This window comes from Chelatococcus daeguensis (genome assembly GCF_001887265.1).
Taxonomy (GTDB): Bacteria; Pseudomonadota; Alphaproteobacteria; order Rhizobiales; family Beijerinckiaceae; genus Chelatococcus_A; species Chelatococcus_A sambhunathii.
Genome location: NZ_CP018095.1, coordinates 146,337 through 171,299, shown reverse-complemented (window position 1 = coordinate 171,299; position 24,963 = coordinate 146,337). Strand labels below are relative to the sequence as shown.

Annotated in this window: 24 protein-coding genes; 14 read left to right on the top strand and 10 right to left on the bottom strand. The window is 67.5% G+C overall.

Annotated elements, in window-relative coordinates; genetic code table 11:
- The first annotated feature begins 184 nt into the window (after positions 1-184).
- Positions 185-862: a YggS family pyridoxal phosphate-dependent enzyme gene (locus tag BOQ54_RS00730; protein WP_082831579.1), complete on the top strand. Its 678-nt coding sequence runs from the start codon at positions 185-187 to the stop codon at positions 860-862.
- Positions 863-1,092: 230 nt separating this feature from the next.
- On the opposite strand, the gene BOQ54_RS00725 is transcribed toward BOQ54_RS00730, so the two are convergent.
- Together BOQ54_RS00725 and BOQ54_RS00720 are read right to left on the bottom strand one after the other, a co-directional pair.
- Positions 1,093-1,764 carry an HAD family hydrolase gene (locus BOQ54_RS00725; protein ID WP_055459494.1) on the bottom strand — a complete coding sequence of 224 codons (672 nt, stop codon included), beginning with the start codon at positions 1,762-1,764 and terminating at the stop codon, positions 1,093-1,095.
- On the bottom strand, positions 1,761-2,333 hold the full coding sequence (locus BOQ54_RS00720; protein ID WP_055459493.1) for a L,D-transpeptidase family protein: 573 nt from the start codon (positions 2,331-2,333) through the stop codon (positions 1,761-1,763). The genes BOQ54_RS00725 and BOQ54_RS00720 overlap by 4 nt, the downstream gene beginning before the upstream one ends.
- Before the next feature lie 145 nt (positions 2,334-2,478).
- On the opposite strand from BOQ54_RS00720, the gene BOQ54_RS00715 reads away from it, so the two are divergent.
- From BOQ54_RS00715 to BOQ54_RS00690, 6 genes are all read left to right on the top strand, one after another.
- Positions 2,479-3,165, top strand: coding sequence for a response regulator transcription factor (locus BOQ54_RS00715; RefSeq protein WP_055459492.1), 687 nt, complete (start codon positions 2,479-2,481; stop codon positions 3,163-3,165).
- 28 nt (positions 3,166-3,193) lie between these two features.
- Positions 3,194-3,655, top strand: a complete 462-nt coding sequence (locus BOQ54_RS00710) for a cyclic nucleotide-binding domain-containing protein (protein WP_055459491.1) — start codon at positions 3,194-3,196, stop codon at positions 3,653-3,655.
- Positions 3,656-3,838: 183 nt separating this feature from the next.
- Entirely contained in the window at positions 3,839-4,732 is an 894-nt protein-coding gene (locus BOQ54_RS00705) for a dihydrodipicolinate synthase family protein (protein ID WP_071923052.1), read from the top strand.
- 111 nt (positions 4,733-4,843) lie between these two features.
- Positions 4,844-5,836, top strand: coding sequence for a sialic acid TRAP transporter substrate-binding protein SiaP (locus BOQ54_RS00700; RefSeq protein WP_055459489.1), 993 nt, complete (start codon positions 4,844-4,846; stop codon positions 5,834-5,836).
- Between the two features lie 67 nt (positions 5,837-5,903).
- On the top strand, positions 5,904-6,401 hold the full coding sequence (locus BOQ54_RS00695) for a TRAP transporter small permease (RefSeq protein WP_055459488.1): 498 nt from the start codon (positions 5,904-5,906) through the stop codon (positions 6,399-6,401).
- On the top strand, positions 6,398-7,684 hold the full coding sequence (locus tag BOQ54_RS00690; RefSeq protein WP_055459487.1) for a TRAP transporter large permease: 1,287 nt from the start codon (positions 6,398-6,400) through the stop codon (positions 7,682-7,684). The genes BOQ54_RS00695 and BOQ54_RS00690 overlap by 4 nt, the downstream gene beginning before the upstream one ends.
- Positions 7,685-7,696: 12 nt before the next feature.
- On the opposite strand, the gene BOQ54_RS00685 is transcribed toward BOQ54_RS00690, so the two are convergent.
- A complete protein-coding gene (locus BOQ54_RS00685) occupies positions 7,697-8,152 on the bottom strand; it encodes a cupin domain-containing protein (RefSeq protein WP_055459486.1) in 456 nt (151 codons plus the stop codon).
- Positions 8,152-8,919, bottom strand: coding sequence for a hydroxyacylglutathione hydrolase (gene gloB, locus BOQ54_RS00680; RefSeq protein WP_145979698.1), 768 nt, complete (start codon positions 8,917-8,919; stop codon positions 8,152-8,154). The genes BOQ54_RS00685 and gloB overlap by 1 nt, the downstream gene beginning before the upstream one ends.
- A 165-nt stretch (positions 8,920-9,084) precedes the next feature.
- Between gloB and BOQ54_RS00675 the strand changes: the two genes are divergently transcribed.
- The 3 genes from BOQ54_RS00675 to BOQ54_RS00665 all read left to right on the top strand — a co-directional run bounded on the left by BOQ54_RS00675 (position 9,085) and on the right by BOQ54_RS00665 (position 12,562).
- Positions 9,085-9,876 (top strand): class I SAM-dependent methyltransferase, encoded by a 792-nt coding sequence (locus BOQ54_RS00675; protein WP_055459485.1) that lies wholly within the window; start codon positions 9,085-9,087, stop codon positions 9,874-9,876.
- Positions 9,877-10,057: 181 nt separating this feature from the next.
- Complete coding sequence (locus BOQ54_RS00670; protein ID WP_055459639.1) at positions 10,058-11,011, top strand: acetyl-CoA carboxylase carboxyltransferase subunit alpha; 954 nt, start codon at positions 10,058-10,060, stop codon at positions 11,009-11,011.
- A 123-nt stretch (positions 11,012-11,134) separates the two neighbouring features.
- Positions 11,135-12,562: a L,D-transpeptidase family protein gene (locus BOQ54_RS00665; protein WP_055459484.1), complete on the top strand. Its 1,428-nt coding sequence runs from the start codon at positions 11,135-11,137 to the stop codon at positions 12,560-12,562.
- Between the two features lie 66 nt (positions 12,563-12,628).
- On the opposite strand, the gene BOQ54_RS00660 is transcribed toward BOQ54_RS00665, so the two are convergent.
- The 3 genes from BOQ54_RS00660 to secA all read right to left on the bottom strand — a co-directional run bounded on the left by BOQ54_RS00660 (position 12,629) and on the right by secA (position 18,537).
- On the bottom strand, positions 12,629-14,422 hold the full coding sequence (locus BOQ54_RS00660) for an SLC13 family permease (protein ID WP_063186749.1): 1,794 nt from the start codon (positions 14,420-14,422) through the stop codon (positions 12,629-12,631).
- A 98-nt stretch (positions 14,423-14,520) separates the two neighbouring features.
- On the bottom strand, positions 14,521-15,654 hold the full coding sequence (locus BOQ54_RS00655) for an AI-2E family transporter (RefSeq protein WP_055459482.1): 1,134 nt from the start codon (positions 15,652-15,654) through the stop codon (positions 14,521-14,523).
- Positions 15,655-15,759: 105 nt separating this feature from the next.
- Positions 15,760-18,537: a preprotein translocase subunit SecA gene (gene secA / locus BOQ54_RS00650; RefSeq protein ID WP_055459481.1), complete on the bottom strand. Its 2,778-nt coding sequence runs from the start codon at positions 18,535-18,537 to the stop codon at positions 15,760-15,762.
- Between the two features lie 377 nt (positions 18,538-18,914).
- Here secA and BOQ54_RS00645 point away from each other — a divergent pair, with 377 nt between their 5' ends.
- The 4 genes from BOQ54_RS00645 to BOQ54_RS00630 all read left to right on the top strand — a co-directional run bounded on the left by BOQ54_RS00645 (position 18,915) and on the right by BOQ54_RS00630 (position 22,253).
- On the top strand, positions 18,915-19,838 hold the full coding sequence (locus BOQ54_RS00645) for a peptidylprolyl isomerase (RefSeq protein ID WP_245282576.1): 924 nt from the start codon (positions 18,915-18,917) through the stop codon (positions 19,836-19,838).
- A 103-nt stretch (positions 19,839-19,941) separates the two neighbouring features.
- The gene (gene argJ, locus BOQ54_RS00640) at positions 19,942-21,183 is read left to right on the top strand and encodes a bifunctional glutamate N-acetyltransferase/amino-acid acetyltransferase ArgJ (protein ID WP_055459480.1); all 1,242 of its coding nucleotides are present in this window, start codon (positions 19,942-19,944) and stop codon (positions 21,181-21,183) included.
- 8 nt (positions 21,184-21,191) lie between these two features.
- Positions 21,192-21,590 carry an 8-oxo-dGTP diphosphatase MutT gene (gene mutT, locus BOQ54_RS00635; RefSeq protein WP_071923051.1) on the top strand — a complete coding sequence of 133 codons (399 nt, stop codon included), beginning with the start codon at positions 21,192-21,194 and terminating at the stop codon, positions 21,588-21,590.
- Positions 21,591-22,046: 456 nt separating this feature from the next.
- Entirely contained in the window at positions 22,047-22,253 is a 207-nt protein-coding gene (locus tag BOQ54_RS00630; protein WP_071923050.1) for a hypothetical protein, read from the top strand.
- A 58-nt stretch (positions 22,254-22,311) separates the two neighbouring features.
- On the opposite strand, the gene BOQ54_RS00625 is transcribed toward BOQ54_RS00630, so the two are convergent.
- The 3 genes from BOQ54_RS00625 to BOQ54_RS00615 all read right to left on the bottom strand — a co-directional run bounded on the left by BOQ54_RS00625 (position 22,312) and on the right by BOQ54_RS00615 (position 24,956).
- Positions 22,312-22,776: an acyl-CoA thioesterase gene (locus tag BOQ54_RS00625; RefSeq protein WP_055459478.1), complete on the bottom strand. Its 465-nt coding sequence runs from the start codon at positions 22,774-22,776 to the stop codon at positions 22,312-22,314.
- Positions 22,773-23,930, bottom strand: coding sequence for an iron-containing alcohol dehydrogenase (locus BOQ54_RS00620; protein WP_063186735.1), 1,158 nt, complete (start codon positions 23,928-23,930; stop codon positions 22,773-22,775). The genes BOQ54_RS00625 and BOQ54_RS00620 overlap by 4 nt, the downstream gene beginning before the upstream one ends.
- Before the next feature lie 120 nt (positions 23,931-24,050).
- Entirely contained in the window at positions 24,051-24,956 is a 906-nt protein-coding gene (locus BOQ54_RS00615) for a class I SAM-dependent methyltransferase (RefSeq protein ID WP_071923049.1), read from the bottom strand.
- Between the last annotated feature and the right edge of the window lie 7 nt (positions 24,957-24,963).

Genomic DNA, 24,963 nt, shown 5'->3' with positions numbered 1-24,963 from the left:
GCGGCGGGCCGGTGAGGCGGCTCTACAACGCGGCACGCCGCACCGCCGGCGCGGGCACCCATTGCATCGTTGCTGCCGGGCGGACTAGGACACGAATGCCGTTTGCGGTCAACGCCCGGCGCCGCTTTCGCGGTGTCGTGACACGCCCGCAACGGCGGAAGGGGTCACGAGGAGGGTGAGGATCGTGGACGACAAGGCGCAGCTGGCCGCCGAGCGACTGAGGGCCGTCACGGAATCGATCGCGCGCACGGCGCGCGAAGAAGGGCGCGATCCCGCCTCCGTGACGCTGATCGCGGTGTCGAAGACCTTCACGGCGGAGGCCATCGAGCCGGTGCTCGCAGCCGGCCATCGCGTCTTCGGCGAGAACCGCGTGCAGGAGGCGAAGACGAAATGGCCCGCGCTCAAGGAGCTCTATCGGGATGTCGAGTTGCACCTCATCGGACCGCTGCAGTCGAACAAGGCGCACGACGCCGTCATGCTCTTCGACGTGATCCATTCCCTCGACCGGCCCTCGCTCGCCGAGGCGCTGAAGCGGGAGATGGACAAGACGGGTCGGCGACCGCGGCTCTTTGTGCAGGTCAACACCGGCGAGGAGGCACAGAAGTCTGGCGTCGCGCCCGGCGAGGCCGAGGCCTTCATCGCGCGGTGCCGTGACGTCTGGAACCTGCCCGTGGTCGGGCTGATGTGCATCCCGCCGGCGCACGAGCCACCCTCGCCGCATTTCGCCCTGCTCGCGAAAATGGCCGCGCGCAACGGGCTCTCGGGCCTGTCGATGGGCATGAGCGCCGATTTCGAACAGGCGGTTATGTTGGGCGCGACCCACGTGCGCGTCGGCAGCGCCATTTTCGGGGCGCGTCATTAGCTCTTGCGGGAGGCCTGGGAACGGCTCCTGGATGCCTCTCAGTCGTCCTGGCCGGGGTTTGTCCCAGCCATCCATGCCTTGCCGCCTCATGCGATCGAAGCGGCGTGGATGCCCGCGACGGGCGCGGGCATGACGGCAGGAGGCGTTGCGCTTCACCGCCCGCAGTTCGGGCCGTGTGAATCGGTCTTCACGGCTCTACCAGCGAGGATCAGGGGCGTTTTCGCTTATCCTCAGGGGCTGCCGCCGAGCCGCGCGTCCAGAACCTCCATCAGCCGCGGGTCGGTAAAGTCGGCGATGGCGAGGCTCGCGCCGGCGGCCTCGAGCGCCTCGGCGCAGAGGGTCGTCATCAGACCGACCACGAAAAGCCCGGCCGCGTGGGCGGATTGCACGCCGGAGGCCGAATCCTCGAAGGCGAGGGAGCGCGTGGCGTCGGCGCGCAGGAGGTCGAGCCCCATGCGGTAGGGCAGGGGATCGGGCTTGGGCCGCGGCAGTTCGTCGCCGATGACGATCGCTTCGAAGCGACGCCCGAGGCCGATGGCGCCGAGCATCATCTCCGCATTGGCGCGCGGCGCATTGGTGACGACGGCGCAGCCGATCGATCGCCTCTCCGCCAGCGCCAGGAAGTCGAGAAGGCCGCGCGCGGGCTGCAACTGGCTCTCGGCCATGGTGCGGAAGGCGGCTTCCTTGGCGTCGGCGAGGCGGATGTGCTCGCTCTCGGGCAGGTCCGGGAACATGTCGCGCATGATCGCGGCATTGGCGCGGCCCTGCACCTCCCGCGCATAGGCCTCCGGCGTGATGCTGCGGCCAAAGCCAGCGAGCATGGCGTTGAAGGCCTCGAAATGCAGGTGGTCGGTTTCGGTCAAGGTGCCGTCGAGGTCGAAGAGAAAGGCGGAGCGGCTCATCGTTTCTGCTTTCGGGGAGGGCATGACCGGCGTGGATCGTTGCCGATCACAAGAAGGGTCCTGGGGCCTAGGCGCGGCAGGAGCCGGTCGAGGTCGGCCCGCCGCAGGGCGACGCAGCCCGCCGTCGGCGCAAAGCCGGGCCGGGCAAGATGCATGAAGATGGCGCTGCCGCGGCCGGGGCGGATGGGGCCGCGGTTGTAGCGGATGTCGAGCACGCGGTCATAAACGTCGTCCTCGCGCCACATGCGCTCGTGGCTCGCCGGATAGGGAAGGCGCACCGGGCGGTTGTAGCGCCGATCGCCGGGCGCGTCGCACCAGCCGTCGTCCGGGCGCGTCCTGCGCGCGGGGAGGCCGGAGCGCGGGCGGGCGCCCTTGTCGGTCCGAAGATAGAGAGCGCCGAGGGCAAAGCGGCCGAGCGGGGTCGCGCCGTCGCCTTCGCGCTTCAAGCGCGCAACGCCGCCCTTGCCGAGCGCGCAAGGCAGCACGACATGTCCTGCGACAACAAGCCCGCGCGAGGCAGCGAGCGGACGTGGAAGGACCCTGACGGTGCGAAGGAAGGTTCGTTTCATCACAAGCCGGTGCATCAACCTCGCCTACTTGTTGCCCGGCGCGGATCGCTTAGTCTAGGACTTCCTCGCCCGGACGCGTCCCTGCACCGCCGGGCTCACCGGCCAGCGCCAGCGCCGGCATCTCCTGCCCAACAATGGAAGGACCATGCCTCACGCCCGCCATCTGCTCATCGTGGACGACGAGGAAGACCTGCGCGAGACGCTGAGCGAGCAGCTCGCGCTGACCGACGAGTTCACACTCTCCACCGCCGCATCCGGCGCCGAGGCACTCGATGTGGTGAAGGAGAACAACATCGATCTCGTCATCATGGACGTCGGCCTGCCCGACATGGACGGGCGCGACGCCGTCAAGCGCATGCGCGAGGGTGGCTTCCGCAGTCCGGTGATCATGCTGACCGGCCATGCGACCGACAGCGACACGGTGCTCGGTCTCGATGCCGGCGCCAATGATTATGTCGCCAAGCCGTTCCGCTTCGCAGTGCTGCTGGCACGCATCCGCGCCCAGCTTCGCCAGTACGAGGCGAGCGAGGATGCGGTCTTCTCCATCGGGCCCTATACGTTCCGCCCGAGCGCCAAGCTCCTGGTCAGCGAGCGTGGCTCGAAGCTCAAGCTCACGGAGAAGGAGACGGCGATCCTGCGCTTCCTCTATCGTGCCGGGCAGAAGGTGGTAACGCGCGAGGTGCTGCTGGCCGAGGTCTGGGGCTACAACGCCAATGTCACGACCCACACGCTCGAGACGCATATCTACCGCCTCAGGCAGAAGATCGAGCAGGATCCGTCCAACGCGCGCATTCTCGTGACCGAGCAGGGCGGCTACAAACTGATACCGTGATGATCGGAGCGCGGACAGGCGGCCAGACATGGGACTGAATGAGGACATCGCGGCGCTCGAGGCGGTGCCGACCTTCGCCGGGGTCGAGCGCGAGGCGCTGCGGCTCATCGCCTTTGCGGCCGAATCGCGGATCCTGAGGGCCGGTGACGTCCTCTTCCGCCGCGGCGAGCCCGCTGATGGCGGTTATCTGGTGCGATCGGGCGCGATCGCGCTCGATGCGCGCGACGACGGCTCGCCAACGGATCACGTGGTCGGGCCGGGCGTGCTCATCGGCGAACTCGCACTCTTTGCCGAAACAAAGCGGCCGGCGACGGCCATCGCTCGCGAACCGTCCTCCGTGACGAAACTGCCGCGCAGCGTCCTGCGGCGCGTGCTGGTCGAGTTCCCTGACGTGGCCGTCCATTTGCGCGCCATTTTCGCCGAACGGCTGAACGGCATCGCGGCTGATCTCGCTGCCGTGCGGCGCTCCCTCCTGTCCATCGAGCGCTAGTTTTCTCGCCGATCCCCGGCGCCTCCTTCTTCAATATTTCGATGCGGTGAGCCGCCTGAGGTCTGCAGGGGTGGCGGGCGCGCTTGGCGCGGCGCTTGCGCTGTTTCGCGAACGCGCTAACATGTCAGGAAGAACACAAAAGCTGTCCCTGACGATCGCCGGGACGATCCTTGGGAGATCCACGTGAGCGAGGCGCGACGTTTCGGCCTGTCCGCAGCCCTGGTTTCGCCGTTCGACGAGCGGGGCAGGCCCGATCTCGCGCGACTCGTCGGCCAGGCCCGTGCCGTCCTCGCGGAGGGCTGCGACAGCATCACGCTGTTCGGTACGACCGGCGAAGGCTTCTCCATCCCGCTGCGAGAGCGCGCCACCATGCTCGGCGCCGTGGCGGGTGCCGGCATTTCGCTCGATAAGGTCTACGCGGGCGTGTCGGCGACGACCGTGGCCGAGGCCGCCGAACAGGCGGAGCTTGCCCTGTCGGCCGGTGTGAAGGGCCTGCTGGTGGCGCCGCCCTTCTATCTCAAGGGGGTCGACGACGAGGGGCTCTACGGCTGGTTCCACGATTTTCTCGCGCGCCTCGGCAGCGAGGCGCGTGGGGTCATTCTCTATCATATCCCCGGGCAGACGGCAGTGCCCCTGTCGAGCAGCCTGGTGCGGCGCCTGCGCGATGCCTTCAGCGGCGTCATCGCCGGCATCAAGGATTCCTCTGGCGACTGGGCGACGACCGAACGCTTTCTCGCCGATCACGGCGACATCGCCATTCTCGTCGGCGACGAGCGGCTGCTGGCGCGCGCGGTGCGCCATGGCGCCGAGGGCAGTATCTGCGGCCTCGCCAACATCACCCCGGCGCTGCTGCGGCCCCTCGTCCACGAAGGCCGCGACGACCGCCGCGTCAATGCGCTCGTCGAAGCCATCGTGAGCCTGCCGGTGCTGCCGGCGGTGAAGGCCCTTGTCGCCCACCGGCGGGGCGACAAGGGTTATTGTCATGTGCGCCCGCCGCTCATGCCGCTTGCCGCGGCGGATCGGGAGAAGCTCGTTGCCACCTTCGAGGCCATCACCGGCGAGCCGGCTGGCGCCTGAGATCATCCCGCAGCGGCCTGTCGCCGCTATGGGGCACGGATCGCCCGGCCGCCATCGGCCTGGTCAAGAACGACGGCAAAGCCGCGCCCTGATCCAATGGGAGGACAAACGATGCACGGTGTCAGCAGACGGACGTTTCTCGCGGGCAGTGCGGCGCTCGGGGCCGGCGTATTCATGCCGGCCATCGCCAAGGCCCAGGCCACGGTGATCCGCTGGGGCGAGATGCTGCCCCAGTCACACCCGCAGGTGCAGATGATCGACCGCATCGCGGCCGAGGTGAAGGAGAAATCCGGCGGGCGCATCGACATCCAGAGCTTCCCCAACGGCCAGCTCGGATCGGGCAAGGACATGATGGATGCGGTCGTCTCCGGCGCCCTCGCCTTCACGACGGACGGCGCCGCGGCTCTCGGCGCGCTGCTGCCGCAGCTCTCCGTGATCGAGGCGCCCTACCTGTGGCGCGATGCCGCCCACATGACGAAGGCCGGCTCCTCGCCCATCTTCGCCAAGATGAACGAGGAGCTCGTCCGCCGGCGCGGCCTGCGCATGCTCGCCATCACCTATTACGGCAAGCGCCATCTGACGACGGGCAACAAGGAGGTGCGCTCGGCGGCCGACATGGCCGGCTTCAAGCTGCGCGTGCCGCCGGTCGATACCTTCCGCGCCATGGCCGAGGCCTGGGGGGCGCGCGCGACGCCGATCAACTTCAACGAACTCTACCTCGCCCTGAGCCAGGGGGCGGTCGACGGGCAGGAGAACCCGCTGCCGACGATTCACAGCGCCAAGCTCGCCGAGGTGCAGAAATATCTCGTCCTGACCGGCCACATCATCACGCCGCGGCTCGTCATCGCCAACGAGGCGGCCCTGAAGGGGCTTTCGGCCGAGGACCGCGCGATTCTCGACGCGGCCATCGCCAACGGGGCCCAGTGGCAGGATGCCGAGCTTTCGCGTCAGGAGGGCGAGCTCATCGGCACGCTGAAGACAGCGGGCATGACCATCATCGAGCCCGACGTGGAGAGCTTCCGCAAGCCTGTGCTGGAGCAACTGCCGCCGAAGTTCGAGGAGAAATGGGGCAAGGGAACCTGGGACGCGCTCGCTGCGCTCTGACGTTTCGCCAATCCTCTCCCTTAGCGGGGTCTCCGGCGGGGGACCCCGACCCGACTTCGGAGCTGCCATGCTGCGCCTTGCCGGGCTTTTCGCTGACCGGGCGGTTGCCGCTGCTGCGGTCCTGCTTCTCCTTGCCCTCCTCGCCTGCGTCTTCCTCGGTGTGGTGTTCAGGCTGGTGAACCAGCCGCTCGCCTGGTCCGACGAGATGGCGCAATATCTGATGGTCTGGACCGCCTTCGTCGGCTGGATCCTGGCCGCGCGGCGGCGCAGCCATATCCGCATCATGGTGGTCATCGACAAGCTGCCGACGCCCCTGCGCCGGGCGGCCGAGGTGCTGATCCAGCTCGCGGTCGCTGTGCTCGGCGTGGTGCTCCTGTCGCGCAGCTTCGGGCTGGTCGAGCGCAACTTCGACGTGGAGTGGGTCAGCTTGCCGCTCTCGGCCGCGCTCGTCTACGTGCCGATGCCCGTTGCCGGTGTCGCCATTACGGCACAGGCGCTGATCGAGATCGCAGAAGTGCTCGCCGGGGCCCGCCGGCGGGATTTCGAGGCGGGGGCCGCGCCATGACCGCCGCGATGGCCGAGATCCTCATCGTCTGGTTCGCCGCGCTGCTGCTTGGCCTGCCGCTGTTCGCCTCCATGGGGCTCGCAGCCTTCGCCTTCGTCGTCATCAACGGCATGCCGGTCGACATTGTGCCGCAGAAGATCGCCCAGGCGGCCAATTCCTTCCCCATTCTCGCCGCGCCGCTGTTCATCCTGATGGGCAACATCATGAACTCGGCGGGCATCACCGACCGGATTTTCACGTTCGCCCGCGCCTGCGTGGGCTGGCTGCGCGGCGGCCTGTGCCACGCCAATATCCTCGCGAGCGTGATCTTCGCCGGCATGTCCGGCTCCGCCGTGGCGGATGCGGGCGGCGTGGGCTCGCTCGAGATCAAGGCGATGCGCCAGGAGGGCTACGATCCGGAGACCGCCGCGGCCATCACGGCCGCCTCGGCGACCATCGGGCCGATCATTCCGCCGTCTCTGCCGATGGTCATCTACGGTGTCAGTGCCGACGTCTCCATCGGCGGGCTGTTCCTCGCGGGGGTCATTCCAGGCCTGCTGATGGCGCTCGCGCTCTCCGCCATGGTTACGGTGGTGGCCACGCGGCGCGCCATGCCGCGCCATCCCTTCGAGGGGGTGAAGGCCCTTGCCGTCGCCTATCGGCGGGCGCACTGGGCGCTGATGACGCCAGTCATTCTCTTTGGCGGCATGATGAGCGGCATCATGACACCGACCGAGGCGGCGGCCGTCGCCTCCGTCTATGCACTCTTTCTCGGGCTCGTTGTCTACCGCGACTTCGACCTGCGACAATTGCCACGTATCATCGTCGACACGGTTGAGACGACCGGGATCGTGCTGGCGCTCGTCATGACGGCAGCGGCGCTCGCCTGGTGCCTGTCGATCTCGCGCATCCCGCAGACGCTCGGGCCGCTGATCATCGAGGCCGTGGGCGACCCACTCGTCTTCCTTTTCGTCGTCAACCTGCTGCTGCTCCTTGTCGGCTGCGTGATGGAGGCGCTGGCGGCGATGCTCATCCTCATCCCTATCCTGGTGCCGATTGCAGGGCAGTTCGGCATCGATCCCTTGCAGTTCGGTCTTATTTTCGTGCTCAACTTGATGATCGGCACGATCACGCCCCCCGTCGGTGTCGTTCTCTTCGTTACGGCACGGATTGCCAATATCCGCTTCGAGGCCATGTCGCGGGCCATCGTGCCGTGGATGCTGCCGCTCGCCGCCGTGCTCCTCGCTGCCACCTTCTGGCCGCCGCTGACGACCTGGCTGCCGGCGCTCGTGCTGACGCGGTGAGGCCTCGCCGCCTCAGCGTGGGGCCGGCCGCCAGCCGGCCGGTGCCATCTCGAAGCCGTCGAAGGTGAAGCCCGGCGCCACCGTGCAGCCGACGAGAGTGAAGGCGCCGAGGCTCGTTGCCGTCTGCCACCAGCCCGCCGGCACGACGCATTGCGGCCGCTCGCCCGCCGCAAGATCCGCGCCGAGGCGGTGGGCCTCCGTCTCGTGCCCATCGGGCGACACGGTCAGCACCAGCGGCGCGCCGCAATACCAGTGCCAGACCTCGGCGGCGTCGACGCGGTGCCAGTGGGATGTGCCGCCGGGGCCCAGCAGATAGTAGATCAGTGTCGAAGCGGCGCGCCCGCCCTCCACCGGTTGCGGGTCGCGATAGGTCTCCCGGAACCAGCCGCCCTCCGGGTGGGGCTTAAGATCGAGCAGGCGGACGATGGCCTCCGCCGTAAGCGCTTCCCGTCCGTTCGTCGGCAGCATCAGAACCGGTCCTTCCAGGCGCGGAGCGCGGCGAAGACCTCCGCAGCCGGCCGGCCGGCGAGGTTGACGGCGGCGGCGAGGGCCTGCTCGCGCGCGCGCAGGAAGGGATTGGTCGCCTTCTCCTCGCCGAGGAGGGACGGGACCGTCAATTCGCCCCGTGCCCGTCTCGCCTCGATGTCGGCGGCGCGTTTGGCGAGCGCGGCATTGTCCGGATCGGCGGCAAGCGCGAAGTGCGCGTTCGCGAGCGTATATTCGTGGCCGCAGTAGAGGCGGGTGTCGTCCGGCAGGGCGGCGAGCTTCTCGAGGGTCGCCCACATGTCCGCCGGCGTGCCCTCGAACAGGCGCCCGCAGCCGAGCGCGAACAGCGTGTCGCCGGCAAAGAGGGCCCGCTCGCGTGCGAACCAATAGGCGATATGGCCGAGGGTATGACCGGGCGTGGCGATGACCTCGCCCCGGAGAGCGCCGACCTCGACGACGTCGCCTTCCGCAACCCGCCGGTCGATGTCGGGAATGGCGGCCGCTTCCGCCGCGGGCCCAATGACAGTGGCGCCCGTCTCCCGCTTGAGGCCGGGAATGCCCTCGACGTGGTCGGGATGCTTGTGGGTGACGAGGATGTGCGTCAGACGCCATCCGGTTTCGGCGAGGGCTCGGCGCACCGCGGCCTCCTCCGGGGCGTCGATGGCGGCGCAGGCGCCGCTCGCCGCATCGCGCACGAGGACGCCGATATTGTCGCTGCGGCAGGGAAAGACATGGATGTCGGCTGGCACGATGGTTCTCCTTGGCTTCCGGCCTGCGGGGCGACCCCACGTTCCAGGCGACCTTACAGACTCTGTCCCGCGAGGCGAATCACGGCATCGGTTCTCTCGCGAGACGCGGTCATCTTGCAACCGGCGGTTCCCATCCCGATGATCAGAGGAGAAGGAGGAGCTCCCTTGGCGGTCGATGTGGTCGATCTGAGGCATTTCTACGCGAGCCCGCTCGGCGTCGTGGCCCGGCGCCTCGTGCTGCGCGCGGTCGAAGGGCTGTGGAAGGACCTTTCCGGCCAGCGGCTCCTCGGCATCGGCTATGCGACGCCCTATCTCACCGTCCTCAAGGCCGGCAGCGAGCGCACGCTCGCCTTCATGCCGGCGGCGCAGGGCGTGGTGAACTGGCCATCCGCCGGGCCGTCCGCCTCGGCTCTCGTCGAGCCGACCATGCTGCCCCTGCCGGATGCCTGCATCGACCGGGTGCTCGTCGTGCACGCCCTGGAGACGAGCGAGGCGCCGGACGAACTGATGAGCGAGGTGTGGCGTGTGCTGAGCCCGGGCGGCCGGGTTCTTCTCGTCGCGCCTAACCGCCGTGGCTTATGGGCGCGCATGGACACGACGCCCTTCGGCCAGGGCCAGCCATATAGCCGCTCGCAGCTCAACGGGCTCATGCGCCGCACGCTCTTCTCGCCGGAGAACTGGCTGGAGGCGCTCTACGTGCCGCCGTTGCAGCGCCAGCTCTTCCTGCGCTCGGCCGTGGCCTGGGAAAGGGCGGGGGCTGGCCTGTCTCTTCCCTTCGCCGGCGTGCACGTCATCGAGGCGGTCAAGCAACTGCATCGGCCCGTCGCAGTGCGGGCGATGCGGCGCGCGGCGCGGCTGCGTCCCGTGCTGGTGCCGGCCCAGGGGGCTCTGTCCCCGCGCTTCGTGGCGGGTGACGACATGTCGCCGCCGGCCGGGCGGCAGCCGGGCCCTTCCTGAAACACCCATGTTCGAGGACGCGTCGCTCCCCGCCGCCCGGGCCGGCTTCATACCGACTTCGTCTTGACTTGGCGCCAGCCAGTCGCCAAGGTCCGCCCGCGCCGACCCTGCGGGGGTCCTCCGCGGCCAGACGCCGTGGATGGGCCACCCGAAGATGGACAACCCCGGCGCCCCATATCGCATGCGAAGCTATCTGGATTTCGAAAAGCCCGTCGCCGAGCTTGAGGCCAAGGTCGAGGAACTGCGTGCCATGGCCGAAGGCGGCAGCGCTGTGGCCATCGGCGACGAGATCGCTCGCCTCGAGGCCAAGGCGGACAAGGCCCTCGCCGATCTCTACGCCAATCTGACGCCGTGGCAGAAGACGCTCGTGGCGCGCCATCCGCAGCGCCCGCATTTCATCGACTATTGCGCCGCGCTGATCGCGGATTTCACGCCGCTCGCCGGCGATCGCAAGTTCGGCGAGGACGAGGCCATCCTCGGCGGCTTCGGCCGTTTTCGCGGCGAGAGCGTCTGCGTCATCGGCCAGGAGAAGGGTGCCAGCACGGAGGCGCGCCTGCGCCACAATTTCGGCATGGCCAAGCCCGAGGGTTACCGCAAGGCGGTGCGGCTGATGGACATGGCGGACAGGTTCGGCATCCCGGTCATCAGCTTCGTCGATACGGCCGGCGCCTATCCAGGCATCGGCGCGGAGGAGCGCGGCCAGGCCGAGGCCATTGCCCGCTCGACCGAGGCCTGCCTTGCGCTCGGCGTGCCGAATGTTTCCGTCATCATCGGCGAGGGCGGCTCGGGCGGCGCCATTGCACTTGCCACGGCCAACCGCGTGCTCATGCTCGAGCACGCAATCTATTCGGTGATCTCGCCGGAGGGCGCGGCCTCGATCCTGTGGCGCGACTCCTCGCGCGCCCAGGACGCCGCGACCAGCATGAAGATCACCGCACAAGATCTCTTACGCTTTTCGGTCATCGATGGCATTATCCCGGAGCCGTCGGGGGGAGCGCATCGCGATCCGGCGGCAGCCATGAACGCTGCGGGCGATGCGATCGCAGCGGCTTTTCAGGATCTGGCCGGGCTTTCGCCCGACGAGATCCGGTCCTTGCGTGCTGACAAGTTCCTGGCCATCGGGCGCCAGCTTTAACAATCCGTTAACCGCGCCGGTGTGTGGCGGGCACCGGTAAGGTTCGAGTAACGCTAACGGGTTTAAAGCTCAATGGTGCCGGTGTGCCCAGCGCCCGGCATCAGGGAAGCGAGAGGTTGCGTTATGCTCAAGCGATTGCTGCTGGTCTCGACGATGGCTCTTGCGGTGGCAGCCTGTGAGGACGACGCCACCTACTCGCGCAGCGTGCGTGCCTCCCAGCCCGTTCCGAGCAAGACGCTCTCCCTCATGGAGCAGAAGGACATGTCGCGGTACGCGCCGGTCCTGATCCGCTCCTACAAGAAGGAATCGGAGCTTGAAGTCTGGAAGCAGACCAAATCCGGCAAATACGCGTTACTGAAGACGTTTCCCATCTGCCGCTGGTCGGGCCAGCTCGGTCCGAAGAAACGCGAGGGCGACCGGCAGGCGCCGGAAGGCTTCTATGCCATCACGCCAGCCCAGCTCAATCCGAACTCGAGCTATTATCTCTCGTTCAACATGGGCTATCCCAACGCCTACGATCGCGCCTACGGTCGCACGGGTGCCCATCTCATGGTCCACGGTGCCTGCTCATCGGCCGGCTGTTATTCGATGACCGACGAGCAGATCGCCGAGGTCTATGCCATCGTGCGCGAGGCTTTCGCCGGCGGACAGAAGGCGGTGCAGATGCAGGCGATGCCGTTCCGCATGACGGCGGAGAATCTCGCCAAGCATCGCTACGACCCGAACATGGCCTTCTGGCGCAACCTGAAGGAAGGTGCGGATCACTTCGAGGTGACGAAGCAGGAACCGCAGGTTGCCGTCTGCGGCAAGCGCTACGTCTTCAACGCCAGGCCGGCCGATGGCCAGCGCCTCGATCCCTCCGCGGCCTGCCCGCCGCTCAATGTCGACGAGGACATCGCCGTGGCCGTGGCGCAGAAGCAGCGCGCCGACGAAGCGAAGGTCGCCGATCTCGTCAACAGCGGCACCAAGGCCATCAAGCTGGTCTATGCCGATGGAGGCCAGCACGAATCCTTCCGCCGCCGGACGGCAGCCGTTGCCGAAAGCAACGTTGGCGTCTTCGCCCAGTCCAGCCGGCCGGAGTTCGAAGTCAGCCGGCCTGATGCGCTGGAAAGCGGGCCGCAGGTCGTGGAGCTCGACAGCAGCGGCCGGGAACGGCCGGTCGAGACCTCCAAGCCAGTCCAGATCGCGACATCGCTCCCTGCTGGGCCCGTAGCAGCGCCGGCTTCGGCCGCCCCTGCTGCGATGCCGGTCGTCACGGCCCCTGCGCCACAGGCGCAACCTGTCGTCGCCTCGGCGTCGAGCGGGCGGCCGCTCGTCGATCGCATCCTTTCCTTCGGTGGTCTTTTCGGCTCCAAGGACGAGCCGCAGGCCGAGACCGCGGCGATGCCGGCACCGGCCGAGGCGCCGCTGCCGCCGCGCCGTCGCGGCGCCGATGCCTCTTCGGGGGCCGCCAACAAGAAGGATCGGCAGGCTGTGCTGCCGCCCGTAATGCATGGCGCCCAGGCGGCCCTGCCCTCGCGTCTGTCGGCCCATTGGGAACAGACCAACTGACTTTTCCGCCCGATCCGAATCGGGAGAGAAGCGGCCGTCTCCGACGGCCGCTTTCGTTTTGCGGCGTTACAGCGGCCAAACGACGAGGATGACAGGGATCGACACGCTCACCATCAGGATCTCGAGCGGAAGGCCGAGACGCCAGTAATCGCCGAAGGAATAGCCGCCGGGACCCATGATAAGCGTGTTGTTCTTGTGGCCGATGGGTGTGAGGAAGGCGAGCGAGGCGGCGACGACCGTCGCCATCAGGAAGGCGTCGGGATTGACCGACAACGTCCGTGCCGTCTCGATGGCCACAGGGCCCGCGATGACCATGGTCGCGACATTGTTCAGCATGTCCGACAGGATGACGGTGACGAGCATCAGGCCGACGAGGGCGACCACGGGCGAGTGGCCCTGGGTCACAGCGACGATCAGGTTGGCGACGAGAGCCGTGCCGCCGACGCTCTCGAAGGCGGCGCTGAGCGGCAGGAGGGCGGCGAGCATAACGACGACCGGCCAGTCTACCTGGTCGTAGACCTCGCGCGGCGTCACGAGGCCCGTGGCGGCATAGCCGACGACGGCGATGGCGATGGCGGTGGTGAAGGAGATGAAGCTGGTGCTTGCCGCGATGATCGCCCCGATGAACAGGCCGAGCGCGACCACGACGCGCCAAGTACGCGCCGCCTGAACGCTCGTTTCGCTGAGCGGCATGGTGCCGAGCCAGTTGACGACATGGGCGAGCGCGGCCTGAGGCCCGGTCAGCAGCAGCATGTCGCCCGGCTCGATGATGCGCGAGCTGATCCGTTCGCGGAAGGTGCGTCCCTGCCGGGAGATGCCGAGCAGAGTCACGCCGAAGCGCGAGCGCAGGCGGAAGGCCTCGGCCGATCGCCAGGCAATGCGGGAATCGGCCCGCACCACGGTCTCGACCAGGGCCGGTTCGCCGGCGCGGGCGGCATCCTCCGCCTCCGGCGCATCGACCGAGATATCGTCCTTGGCCTGCTCGAGCGCGAGGGCCTTGATGAAGGCGGCGACCGCGTCGGCCGAGCCTTCGACCTCGAAGAGATCGCCTTCGCGGATGGTGGCGAAGCGGGCACGCCCGGGTAGGCGCCGCCCGTCGCGGATCAGGCCCAGGATGACGACGTCGGCCGCCTCGCTCTCCTCGTCGAGCTGGGCTACAAGGCGCCCGATGGCCGGCGATTGGGGCGAGACCGCAAGCTCGACGACGAAGTCGTCGATGCGGGCCGGCTCTGGCACCTGCCGACCTGCCTTAGCACGGGGAATGAGGCGCCAGCCGCCGAAGGCGATGAAGAGAATGCCGGTAATGGCACAGACGAGCCCGACGGGAGCGAAGTCGAACATCCTGTAGGGCGCCCCCAGCGCATCCTGACGGAAGGTGGATGCGACGATGTTCGGCGGGGTACCGATGAGCGTGACGAGGCCGCCGAGGATCGTGGCGAAGGCGAGCGGCATCAACGTCAGCCGCGGCGAGCGGCCGGCCTTGCGGGCGGTATTGATATCGATCGGCATCAACAGCGCCAGCGCCGCGACATTGTTGATGAAGGCCGACAGGGCGGCGCCCACACCGCCGATGACAGCGATATGAACAGCGATGGGGCGACCGGGCCGGACGATCCGCCGGGCGATGATGGAGAGGGCGCCGCTGTTCTCGAGCGCACGCGAGGCGATGAGCACGAGCGCGACGACGATCACGGCCGGATGGGCGAAGCCGCTGAAGGCATCCTTTTCCGGCACGACGCCGACGATCACTCCGATGAGAAGACCCGCCATGGCGACGAGGTCGTGTCGGATGCGCCCCCAGAGCAGCAGGGCAAGAACGCTGCCCATAAGGGCGAAGAGGATCATCTGCGGTTGCGTCATGCAGCCTCACGGATGCGGCAAGACTGGCGGGCGCCAGTCTCAGTCGGATGGCGGATCCGGTTGGTGATGGTGGCCGGCCGGAGGGGCCGCGCGCAAGATCAGCCCGGCAGGCTCACCTCATCCTTGGGGAAAACGTGCTCGAGGACCACGACCGCGACGATGAGGATCGGCACCGCCAGGAACGCACCGATGGGCCCCCAGATCCATGTCCAGAAGGCTACGGCAAGAAAGATGATGAACGGGTTCAGCGTGAGGCGGCGGCCGACGATGCTCGGCGTGATGAACTGGCCCTCGAGTGTTGTCAGCGCGAGGAAGACGACCGGTGGCAGAACCGCCATGCCGAGCGTCTCGAAGGATACGAGGCCGACGGCGAAGATCGTTAGCGTCGTGAGGACCGCGCCGATATAGGGGACGAAGTTCAGCATGAAGGCGAGCAGACCCCACAACGCGGGGCTGGGCAGGCCGATGAGCCACATGGCGATGCCGGTTGCGATGCCAAGTCCAGCGTTGATCATCGTGACGGTGCCGAGATAGCGGCCGAGGGCCCGCTCGATATCCGAGACGATCTGCAGCGCCATAAGGCGTGCCTCGCGCGTCATGAAGCCAACGACGAGCCGGCGCTTCATCTGAGCCCGCCCGGCGAGGAAGAAGACGAGGGTGCCGGCGAAGAGAAGGAACTGCGCCACGGCTGGTGTTGCTGCGGCGAGCACCGTCTCCAGAAGCGAAGTCTCGCTCACCTGAACGTCGATCACGCCGCCCCGGCCGACATCGGACAGGCCGCGTTCGATGCGCCGCAGGAAGCCCATGGGTTCGCGCAGGGCCTGAAAGCGCTCCTCGAGGATTCCGCCGAGTTCCGGCGCGCGCTCGACCCACATGTTGACCTGATCGGAGAAGGTGAGCGCCAGAAGATAAAGGGCCGCGACGAAGATCGACACGAGACCGATGGAGCCGAGGAAGGGTGGAACGCCCCGGCGCGCCATGTGCTCCACCAGGGGGCCGACGATGCTGCCGACGATGATCGCGGCGCAGACGGGTGCTGTGACCGCCCGTGTCGCCATCAGTACCGCGCCGAAGGTCATCACGAAGATGCCGATCACCGCAAGGCGCGCGATCGTCTTCCAAAACAGTTCCTCGTCGACGGGCGTCGTCCCGGCCGGATCGGTGACAGGCGCATCCCGACGGTGGGACAATGCAGGCCAGCGCAGCCGACGCCTGTAGTTTCGCAGATCCATGGCGACCGCCCGTTTCCGCCCGCACGCCACCGCGCGATGGCTGTGCGAAGCAACGTGCCGCCGGCCATATTGTTCCGCGCATCCGCTGCCGGCTCGGCGGGCGGGTCAGGCGAAGGCTCCGTGGCAGTGCTTATACTTCTTGCCTGATCCGCAGGGGCAGGGGTCGTTGCGCCCGACCTTGCCCCAGGTCGCGGGATCGTTCGGATCGCGCGCTGCCTGTGCGCCCGTTTCGTTCGCGATCGGGGCCAGTGCGAGCGCCAGCTCGTCCTCGCCCGTGAGCGGGTCGAGGTGGTGCGCCTGCATGGGCGGTAGCTGCGCCTCGGTCGGGGGTTGGAACATCACTTCGACGCGCATGAGCTGGGCCGTCACGTGCTCGCGCAGATGGTCGATGAGGCCGTCAAAGAGCTGGAATGCCTCGGCCTTGTATTCGTTGAGCGGATCGCGCTGGGCGAGGCCACGCCAGCCGATGACCTGCCGGAGGTGATCGAGGGTGACGAGATGCTCGCGCCAGAGATGGTCGAGGGTCTGCAGCAACACCTGCTTCTCGACATAGGTCATGACCTCGGGCGTATTCTTCTCGAGTCGGGCCGCATAGGCCTCGTTCGCGGCTTTCAGCAGGCGCTCGCGCATCTCCTCGTCGGCAATGCCCTCCTCCTTCGCCCAGTCGGCGACGGGAATATCGAGGTTGAGGATCCGACCGACGCTTTCCTCCAATCCGGCGACGTCCCACTGCTCGGGATAGGCACCCTCGGGGATATGCTTGGCGACGATGTCGTCTATGACCGTCTGGCGCATGTCGTCGATGGTTTCACGCACCGACGCGGCTGCCATGAACTCCCGACGTTGCTCGAAGACGACCTTGCGCTGGTCGTTCATGACGTTGTCGTACTTCAGGATATTCTTGCGAATGTCGTAGTTGCGCGCTTCGACCTTGCCCTGCGCCTTCTCGATGGCCTTGTTGATCCACGGATGGATGATGGCCTCGTCCTCCTTCAGCCCGAGTCTCTGAAGCATGCCGTCCATGCGGTCGGAGCCGAAGATGCGCATCAGGTCGTCCTGAAGCGACAGGTAGAACTTGGAGCGGCCGGGATCGCCCTGGCGACCGGAGCGGCCGCGCAGCTGGTTGTCGATGCGCCGGCTCTCGTGGCGCTCGGTGCCGAGCACGTAGAGGCCACCGGCCTCGAGCGCGCGCTGCTTGAACTGGGCAACCTCAATGCGGATCGCCTCTTCCTTCGCCCGGCGCTCCTCGCCCTCGGGCATTTCACCGAGCTCGTGGGCGATGCGCATGTCGGCATTGCCGCCGAGCTGGATGTCCGTGCCGCGGCCGGCCATGTTGGTGGCGATGGTGATGGCGCCCGGCACGCCGGCCTGGGCGACGATGAAGGCCTCCTGCTCGTGGAAGCGCGCGTTGAGCACGGCGAAATGCTTGGATGGCTTGCCCGAGCGGGCCGCCTCGAACAACGGTTTCAGGGCATCCTCCCGGCCGAAGTCGATCTGCTTGAAGCCGCTGCGGGAGAGCGCTCCCGCGAGCTGCTCCGACTTCTCGATGGAGGTCGTGCCGACGAGGATCGGCTGGCCCTTCGCGGAGGCAGCCTCGATCTCGCGGATGATCGCCTTGTACTTCTCCTCGGCGGTCCGATAGACCTCGTCGTCCTCGTCGAGGCGCTGCACGGGCAGGTTGGTCGGAATCTCGACCACCTCGAGCCGATAGATGTCGGCGAACTCGTCGGCCTCGGTCGCCGCAGTACCGGTCATGCCGGCGAGCTTGTCGTAGAGGCGGAAATAGTTCTGGAAGGTGATGGACGCGAGCGTCTGGTTCTCCGGCTGAATCTGCACGCGCTCCTTGGCCTCGAGCGCCTGGTGCAGGCCTTCCGAATAGCGCCGCCCCGGCATCATGCGGCCGGTGAACTCGTCGATGATGACCACCTCGCCGTTGCGGACGATGTAGTCCTTGTCGCGTTGGAAGAGCGTGTGGGCGCGCAGCGCTTGGTTGACGTGGTGGACGATGGTCGCGTTGTTCGCCTCGTACAGTGAGCCCTCCTTGAGGATGCCCGCCTCCTCGAGGAGCTGCTCGATGTGCTCGTTGCCCTTCTCCGTGAGGGAGACGGCGCGCTGCTTCTCGTCGACCTCGTAGTCTTCTTTGACGAGCTTCGGGATCACCGCGTCGATGGCATTGTACAGCTCGGAGCGGTCGTCGAGCGGTCCCGAGATGATGAGCGGCGTTCGCGCCTCGTCGATGAGGATCGAGTCGACCTCGTCGACGATGGCGAAGTTGTGCCCGCGCTGCACCATCTGCGCGAAGTCGTACTTCATGTTGTCGCGCAGGTAGTCGAAACCGTATTCGTTGTTCGTGCCGTACGTGATGTCGCAGGCGTAGGCGGCCTTGCGCTCACCGTCATCGAGCCCGTGGACGATGATGCCGACGGTGAGGCCCAGGAAGCGATAGACGCGGCCCATCCATTCGGCGTCGCGGCGGGCGAGATAGTCATTGACCGTGACGACGTGGACGCCCTTGCCGGAAAGCGCGTTGAGATAGGTCGGCAGGGTGGCGACGAGCGTCTTGCCCTCACCGGTACGCATCTCGGCGATGCCGCTCTCGTGCAGCACCATGCCGCCGAGGAGCTGGACGTCGAAGTGGCGCTGGCCGAGCACGCGCTTGGCCGCCTCGCGCACGGTGGCGAAGGCGGGCACCAGAAGGTCGTCGAGGCTGCGCCCGGCCGCGACCTGGCGCCTGAACTCCTCGGTGCGGGCGCGCAGCGCCTCGTCGCTCAGCGCCGCAAGCTCGGGCTCGAGCGCGTTGATGGCCGCAACCTTCGGCTTGTACGCCTTGAGACGGCGATCGTTGGCCGAGCCGAAGATTTTTTTTGCGAGAGCGCCGAACATCGATGGCCTTTCCGGACGGTACAGATCTTGCGGTACTATCTTGCGCGCGGGTCATGCGCCCGAGGAGCCGCCGAGCGGGCGGAACTCCTATCGTCGCGCGACAATTACCCGGCGCGGGCGCGCCGGTCCAGCACAAGCTCTGAAGGTTGCGCGTCGCTGGTCCGCCGGGATGCCGTCGGGCGGGCGAGACCCTCGCGCCACATGGGATCGAGCCACCGCAATGTCAACGCTTTCAACAGCGGAAGGGGCGCGTCCCGGACGATTTGTCCCTTGCAAAGCGCCGACGCTTCGGCCACTCATGCCGACCATGATGCCGGCTGGCCCAGCGCGAGCGGCCCGTCGGCCCATGTCCCATGCTGCTCGCGCCGGACCGATCCATGAAACGATTTCGCCCGCATGCCCTCGTCCTGCTGACCGGTGCCGCTTTCCTCGCAGGTGCGGCGGCCACGGCCCAGACGTCGGCGCCGGCGCAGCCGGCACCCGCGCAGAGCCAGGCAGCGGATGAGGCGAAGGTGCTCGCCCGTGTCGACGGCGAGCCCATCACCGCCCTCGATCTCGAGATCGCGGCGCAGGATCTCGGCGACCGGCTGCCGGCCATGGCCGACGCCCAGCGGCAGGACTATCTCATCGGCTATGTTATCGACCTCAGGCTCGGCGCCAAGGCCGCAAGGGCCGCGAAGGTCGATGCCGCGCCCGACTTCGAGCGTCGCTTGGCCTATTACCGCGACAAGGTGCTGCTCGACGAATACCTGCAGAGGCAGGTCGAGCAGGCCGTCACGCCGGAGGCCGCCAAGGCGCTCTACGACGAGACGATGAAGAACCTGAAGCCGGAGGACGAGGTGCGTGCCCGGCATATCCTCGTCGAGAACGAGGAAGATGCCAAGAAGGTCGTCGCACGCATCGAGGCGGGCGAGGACTTCGCCAAGGTCGCCGGCGAGATGTCGAAGGATCCCGGCTCGGCCAAGGAGGGCGGCGATCTCGGCTATTTCACGAAGGACCGGATGGTGAAGGAATTCGCCGAGGCCGCCTTCGCGCTCGCGCCCGGCAAGGTCTCGGCACCGGTCAAGTCGCAGTTCGGCTGGCACGTCATCAAGGTCGAGGACAAGCGCGAGAAGCCGCTGCCGACCTTCGACGAGGTCAAGGAGCAGGTCGAGGCCTATCTCGCCCGCAAGGCGCAGCAGGACCTCATCCTCGCCCTGCGCAAGGACGCCAAGATCGAGCGCCTCGACAAGGCCGACGGTGCAAAGCCCGGCGAGAAACCGGCCGAGGGCGCGACGCCCGCCGAGCCGAAGAAGAACTGAGCAGGAACCGAGGCACCTTCCTCGCGGGCCGGCCCGTCCGGGCCCGGCGCGCGAGGTTCCGCCGCCCGAGAGGGCACCGCACAAGGGCATCCCGAGGCATCCGATGTCCACTACCGTCTCCCCGCTTGCTCCGAAATCCGTGCCTGACATGCCCGCCGTCGAGGGCGTGCGCTTCGCGACCGCCGCGGCCGGCATCCGCTACAAGAACCGCACCGATGTGCTGATGGCGGTGTTCGACGAGGGTACGACGGCGGCGGGCGTCTTCACCCGCTCCAAATGCCCGTCGGCCGCGGTCGACTGGTGCCGGGAGCACCTGGCTGCCGGTACGGCGCGGGCCCTCGTAGTCAATTCCGGCAATGCCAATGCCTTCACCGGCATGAAAGGGCGCGACGCGGTGGCTCTGACGGCGAAGATCGCCGCCGCTGCCGCCGGTTGCCGTCCGGAGGAGGTGTTTCTCGCCTCCACCGGTGTCATCGGCGAACCGCTCGATGCGACGAAGTTCGAGGGCGTGCTGGCCGACTGCGTGAAACGTGCCGCGGGCGGGCCGTGGATCGAGGCGGCCTGCGCCATCATGACCACGGACACCTTTCCGAAGGTGGCGACGCGCACGGTCAATCTCGGTGGCGTGCCGGTGACCATCAACGGCATCGCCAAGGGGGCGGGCATGATCGCGCCGGATATGGCGACCATGCTGTCCTTCGTCGTCACCGATGCACCGATCGCCGCGCCCGTCCTGCAGCGCCTCCTGGCGCGCGGTGTCGAAGGCACCTTCAACGCGGTGACGGTGGACGGTGACACCTCGACCTCCGACACCTTGATGCTGTTCGCCACCGGCGCGGCGGCGAAGCGCGGCGCGCCCCGCATCAACGAGGCAGGTGATCGCAGGCTCGCCGCCTTCCGCAAGGCGCTCGGCGAGCTCCTGCTCGATCTCGCCCAGCAGGTGGCGCGGGACGGCGAGGGCGCGCGCAAGTTCGTCGCCGTCACCGTCGAGGGGGCGGTCAGCGCCGCCTCGGCCCGGCGCATCGCCTTCTCAATCGCCAATTCGCCGCTGGTGAAGACGGCGGTGGCCGGCGAGGACGCCAACTGGGGCCGTATCGTCATGGCCGTGGGCAAGGCCGGCGAGCCGGCCGAGCGCGATAGGCTCGCCATCTTCTTCGGCAACATCCGCGTGGCGCATGAAGGGGCGCGCGATCCCGCCTATGACGAGGCCGCCACCTCCGCCTACATGCAGGGCGAGGAGATCGCCATCCGGGTCGATCTCGGCCTCGGCCGCGGCAAGGCGACGGTGTGGACCTGCGACCTGACGAAGGACTATGTCGCCATCAACGGCGACTACCGCTCGTGAGGCGGGGCATGAAGCTCGTCCTCGTCGCCGCCTGCGCCCTTCTCGACGTGGACGGGCGCGTGCTCATCGCCCAGCGGCCCGAGGGCAAGCAGCTCGCCGGCCTGTGGGAGTTCCCCGGCGGCAAGGTGGAGCCCGGCGAGCGGCCGGAGGAGACGCTGATCCGCGAGCTTCACGAGGAACTCGGCATCACCGTCGCGGAGCCGTGCCTCGCCCCGCTCACCTTCGCGAGCCACGCCTACGAGGGCTTTCATCTCCTGATGCCGCTCTACGTCTGCCGGCGCTGGGAGGGCACGCCCATGTCGCGCGAGGGGCAGGCGCTCAAATGGGTGATGCCGAACCGCTTGCGCGACTACCCCATGCCCCCGGCCGACGAACCGCTGATCCCGCATCTGATTGCGCTAATGTGAGCGCGCTTAGATTTGCCGGCTATAGTTTTCGGCGATGTGTCTCAAAAGCTACAAGCGGATTTTGGATTATCCAATCTATCCACAATCTGCACATTTTGCTTTTTGCGAGCGAATGCGTTGAGGGCTCTGCGCAAAAATGCGCTTCTAATCCAACACCCTAGCCGCGTTCTTATGAACGAAAGCGCTCAATCGAAGTGCAACCAGCCTACCAAGGTATTGCGATGAGAACTTTCCCAGAACGGGAAAGTCGAGCGGAACCTTGACAGGTTTCCGAGTCGATCTGATTATTATCAGAGCGATTCCATATCGCGAAAAGGGAAGGCTCGCTCCGCTGCAACGGAGCGAGCCTTGAATGAAGCGGCCCTGTTGGGGCAACTTGATGTGATCACGTACGCACACTGCGTGTGTTCGCGTTCGCTGTCAACCCCCTATGGGCCTCATATAAGGACAGGCTATATGACGGCACGTAGGCCCAGTTATAAGTTAACGTTTGAAGACGCAGTTCAAATCCATCTGCGAATTCAGGCAGGTGAATTGCAAAGTCGAATCGCCGCTGATTACGACGTCAATGGCGGTCGGATTTCTGAAGTAAATACCGGCAAGTTGCATCCTGGAAGTGCCGATGTTGCGCGACAGCGCTACGGCAGTCACCGTGCAGCCTGAACATTAGAAAGGATGGGCGGCTATTGCCGCCCATCCGCGTCTAAATGTTAGTCGCTGTTTAATGGCTGGCTAATTTCTGCAGCGCCATCCTGATCTTGTCCGAGATTTCCACAGGCCTCTGGCTGTCTCGTTCCACATAGACATGGACGAAGTGGCCGCGCGCCACGGCCTCGTCCGCGCCGGCGCGGAACACGGCGACGTCGTAAGTGACGGACGAGCGGCCGAGGCGGGAGACGGCGAGTCCGACCTCGAGCGTGTCAGGATAGGCGGTGCTCGCGAAATAGGTGAGGCCGGTTTCCGCGACGAGGAAGACGTGCGGGCTCGTGGCGATGTCGATGAGGCCGTTCTCGATGAGGAAGCGGTTCACCGCCGTGTCGAGATAGCCGTAGTAGACCACGTTGTTGACGTGGCCGTAGGCGTCGTTGTCGTGCCAGCGCGTCTCGATGGGGTGGAAGTGGCGATAGGCCGCGCGGCCGGGCCGCGTCCGCCGGGCCTTGGCCGGCGCGGGCGGATAATGGTTCACCAGGCGGCCTCGTAGATGGAGAGGGCGTCGGCCTCGCTGAGGGGACGCGGGTTGTTGACGAGCAGGCGGGTCTGCTTCATCGCGTCATGCGCCAGCCGGGCGAGATCCTCCCGCGGGATGCCGACGTCGCGCAGGCGTTGGGCGAGGCCGACCTCCTCGCACAGGTGCGTGAGTGCCTCGACGAAGGCCTCGGCCCGCCGTGCCACGGGCACCTCGGCGAGCCAGGGAAAGGCGCATGGGGCGATCTCGGCATAGGCGCGGCCGCAGGTCTCGGCGTTGAAGCGCAGCACGTGCGGCAGCACCAGCGCATTCGAGAGGCCGTGCGGCACATGGTAATGGCCGCCGACCGGATAGGCGAGGGCGTGCACGGCTGCGACCGGCGAATTGGCAAAGGCCTGGCCGGCGAACATGGCGCCGAGCAGCATGTTGGCGCGCGCCTCCACATGCGTGCCCTCGCGCACGGCCGAGCGGATGTCGCCGCCGAGGAGCCTCAGCGCCTCCTTGGCGAGCAGGCGCGAGACGGGATTGTTGTTGGCGCTCGCCGAGGTATAGGCCTCGATGGCGTGCACCATGGCATCGATCCCCGTCGCCGCCGTCACGTGATGCGGCAGCGCATAGGTGAGCTCCGGGTCGAGCAGGGCGATGTCCGGCAGGAGGACGGGCGAGACGACGCCCTTCTTCTCCGCTTCGCCGGTGGTGACGATGGAGATCGGCGTCACCTCGGAGCCAGTGCCCGCCGTCGTCGGTACCAGCATCAGCGGCAGGCGCGGCCCCCTGACCTGGCCGACGCCGTAGATCGAGGAGAGCTCCTCCTCGCCGCGGGCGAGCAGCGCCACGAGTTTGGCGACGTCCATGGACGAGCCGCCGCCGAAGCCGATGACCCCTTGCACCCCTTCGCGCCGCGCCTGTTCGGCCGCAGCGAGCACCACCTTCTCGGGCGGGTCGGCCATCACACCGTCGAAGATGGTCACGGCGATGCCCGCCGCCGCCAGGGACGCGAGCGCACCTTCGTGCAGCTTCGCGTCGACGATGCCTCGGTCGGTGACGAGAATGACGCGCGCGCCGAGCTGGTCGCGGGCGATGTCGCCGATCTGGGCAATGCTGCCGGCCCCGAAGACGACCGTTTTCGCCGTGCTGAAGGTGAAGGGGTGCATCGCCTCCTCCCGTCCCGGGCGGGAACTCGTTCCGAAGCCGGTTTCCTGGGAATGAGACGTGAGCCGCCGGCCGTTGGCAAGACCCTTGCTGCTAGACATATGCGCCGCTTCACGGGGAGCTCAGTCGTCCTTGCCTTCTCCGGGCGGCTCCAGCCCCTTGAGCGCGTCGGCGAGGCGCATCTTCGCCGAGCCGGGCCGCAGCGGCTTCTGCTGGCTCTCGTGAGGCGCCCAGCCCGATAGCCAGACGATGTCGAAGGTCGCCGGGATGCGCCCGTCAGCCATGGCGAAACGCTCGGCATAGATGGCAGCGGCGCGCATCAGGGTCGCCCGCCGCAGGGGCGTGCGACGCCGCTCGGCCAGCGTATTGGTGAGGCCCATGGCCCGGAGGTCGCGCATCAGCGCGAAAGCGTTGTCGTAGCGCACGGTGAGCGTGTCGACATCCGTCACCGGTAGGGCAAGGCCGGCACGCTGCAGGAGCGCGCCGACATCGCGCAAATCGGCGAAGGGGGCGACGCGCGGACTGACGCCGCCCTCGATCTCCGCCTCGGCCGTCGCGAAGGCGGCGCGCAGCTCGCTCAGCGTGCCGCCGCCGAACAGGCAGCCGATGAACAGCCCGTCGTCGACGAGGCAGCGGCGGATCTGTGCGAGCGTGCCGGGCAGGTCGTTGACGCCGTGCAGCGCAAGCAGCGAGACGACGAGGTCGAAGCTCTTCGGCGCGAAGGGGACGAGTTCCTCGTCCGCCACCACCGCGGCCGCGCCGGAGAGGGCGGGGCGGGAAAGATACAAAACCGAGGCGGCGCGCAGGACGTGCTCGACCTGGCCGCTTGCCGCGAGCGTCGCGACGGCGCCGCAGTGCGGGGAGCCGAGGTCGAGGGCGCGCGAAAAGCTGCGCTTGACGGCCGCGAGCCGTTCGGCAAGCTCGTCGCAGACCTGCGCCAGCAGGAAATCGGCATAGCCGAGGCGCTCGGCGCGCGTCAGGCGCAGCCGCTGCTGCCGGCGGTCGAAGATCTGGGGGGGCTTTGTCATGGCGCGT

Bases quoted from the DNA above. Each gene is read 5' to 3' on its own strand.
- BOQ54_RS00725 (WP_055459494.1), bottom strand. From the start codon at position 1,764: ATGAGCCGCTCCGCCTTTCTCTTCGACCTCGACGGCACCTTGACCGAA.
- BOQ54_RS00720 (WP_055459493.1), bottom strand. From the start codon at position 2,333: ATGAAACGAACCTTCCTTCGCACCGTCAGGGTCCTTCCACGTCCGCTC.
- BOQ54_RS00715 (WP_055459492.1), top strand. From the start codon at position 2,479: ATGCCTCACGCCCGCCATCTGCTCATCGTGGACGACGAGGAAGACCTG.
- BOQ54_RS00710 (WP_055459491.1), top strand. From the start codon at position 3,194: ATGGGACTGAATGAGGACATCGCGGCGCTCGAGGCGGTGCCGACCTTC.
- BOQ54_RS00700 (WP_055459489.1), top strand. From the start codon at position 4,844: ATGCACGGTGTCAGCAGACGGACGTTTCTCGCGGGCAGTGCGGCGCTC.
- BOQ54_RS00695 (WP_055459488.1), top strand. From the start codon at position 5,904: ATGCTGCGCCTTGCCGGGCTTTTCGCTGACCGGGCGGTTGCCGCTGCT.
- BOQ54_RS00690 (WP_055459487.1), top strand. From the start codon at position 6,398: ATGACCGCCGCGATGGCCGAGATCCTCATCGTCTGGTTCGCCGCGCTG.
- BOQ54_RS00685 (WP_055459486.1), bottom strand. From the start codon at position 8,152: ATGCTGCCGACGAACGGACGGGAAGCGCTTACGGCGGAGGCCATCGTC.
- BOQ54_RS00670 (WP_055459639.1), top strand. From the start codon at position 10,058: ATGCGAAGCTATCTGGATTTCGAAAAGCCCGTCGCCGAGCTTGAGGCC.
- BOQ54_RS00665 (WP_055459484.1), top strand. From the start codon at position 11,135: ATGCTCAAGCGATTGCTGCTGGTCTCGACGATGGCTCTTGCGGTGGCA.
- BOQ54_RS00660 (WP_063186749.1), bottom strand. From the start codon at position 14,422: ATGACGCAACCGCAGATGATCCTCTTCGCCCTTATGGGCAGCGTTCTT.
- BOQ54_RS00655 (WP_055459482.1), bottom strand. From the start codon at position 15,654: ATGGATCTGCGAAACTACAGGCGTCGGCTGCGCTGGCCTGCATTGTCC.
- secA (WP_055459481.1), bottom strand. From the start codon at position 18,537: ATGTTCGGCGCTCTCGCAAAAAAAATCTTCGGCTCGGCCAACGATCGC.
- BOQ54_RS00645 (WP_245282576.1), top strand. From the start codon at position 18,915: ATGAAACGATTTCGCCCGCATGCCCTCGTCCTGCTGACCGGTGCCGCT.
- argJ (WP_055459480.1), top strand. From the start codon at position 19,942: ATGTCCACTACCGTCTCCCCGCTTGCTCCGAAATCCGTGCCTGACATG.
- mutT (WP_071923051.1), top strand. From the start codon at position 21,192: ATGAAGCTCGTCCTCGTCGCCGCCTGCGCCCTTCTCGACGTGGACGGG.
- BOQ54_RS00630 (WP_071923050.1), top strand. From the start codon at position 22,047: ATGACGGCACGTAGGCCCAGTTATAAGTTAACGTTTGAAGACGCAGTT.
- BOQ54_RS00620 (WP_063186735.1), bottom strand. From the start codon at position 23,930: ATGCACCCCTTCACCTTCAGCACGGCGAAAACGGTCGTCTTCGGGGCC.
- BOQ54_RS00615 (WP_071923049.1), bottom strand. From the start codon at position 24,956: ATGACAAAGCCCCCCCAGATCTTCGACCGCCGGCAGCAGCGGCTGCGC.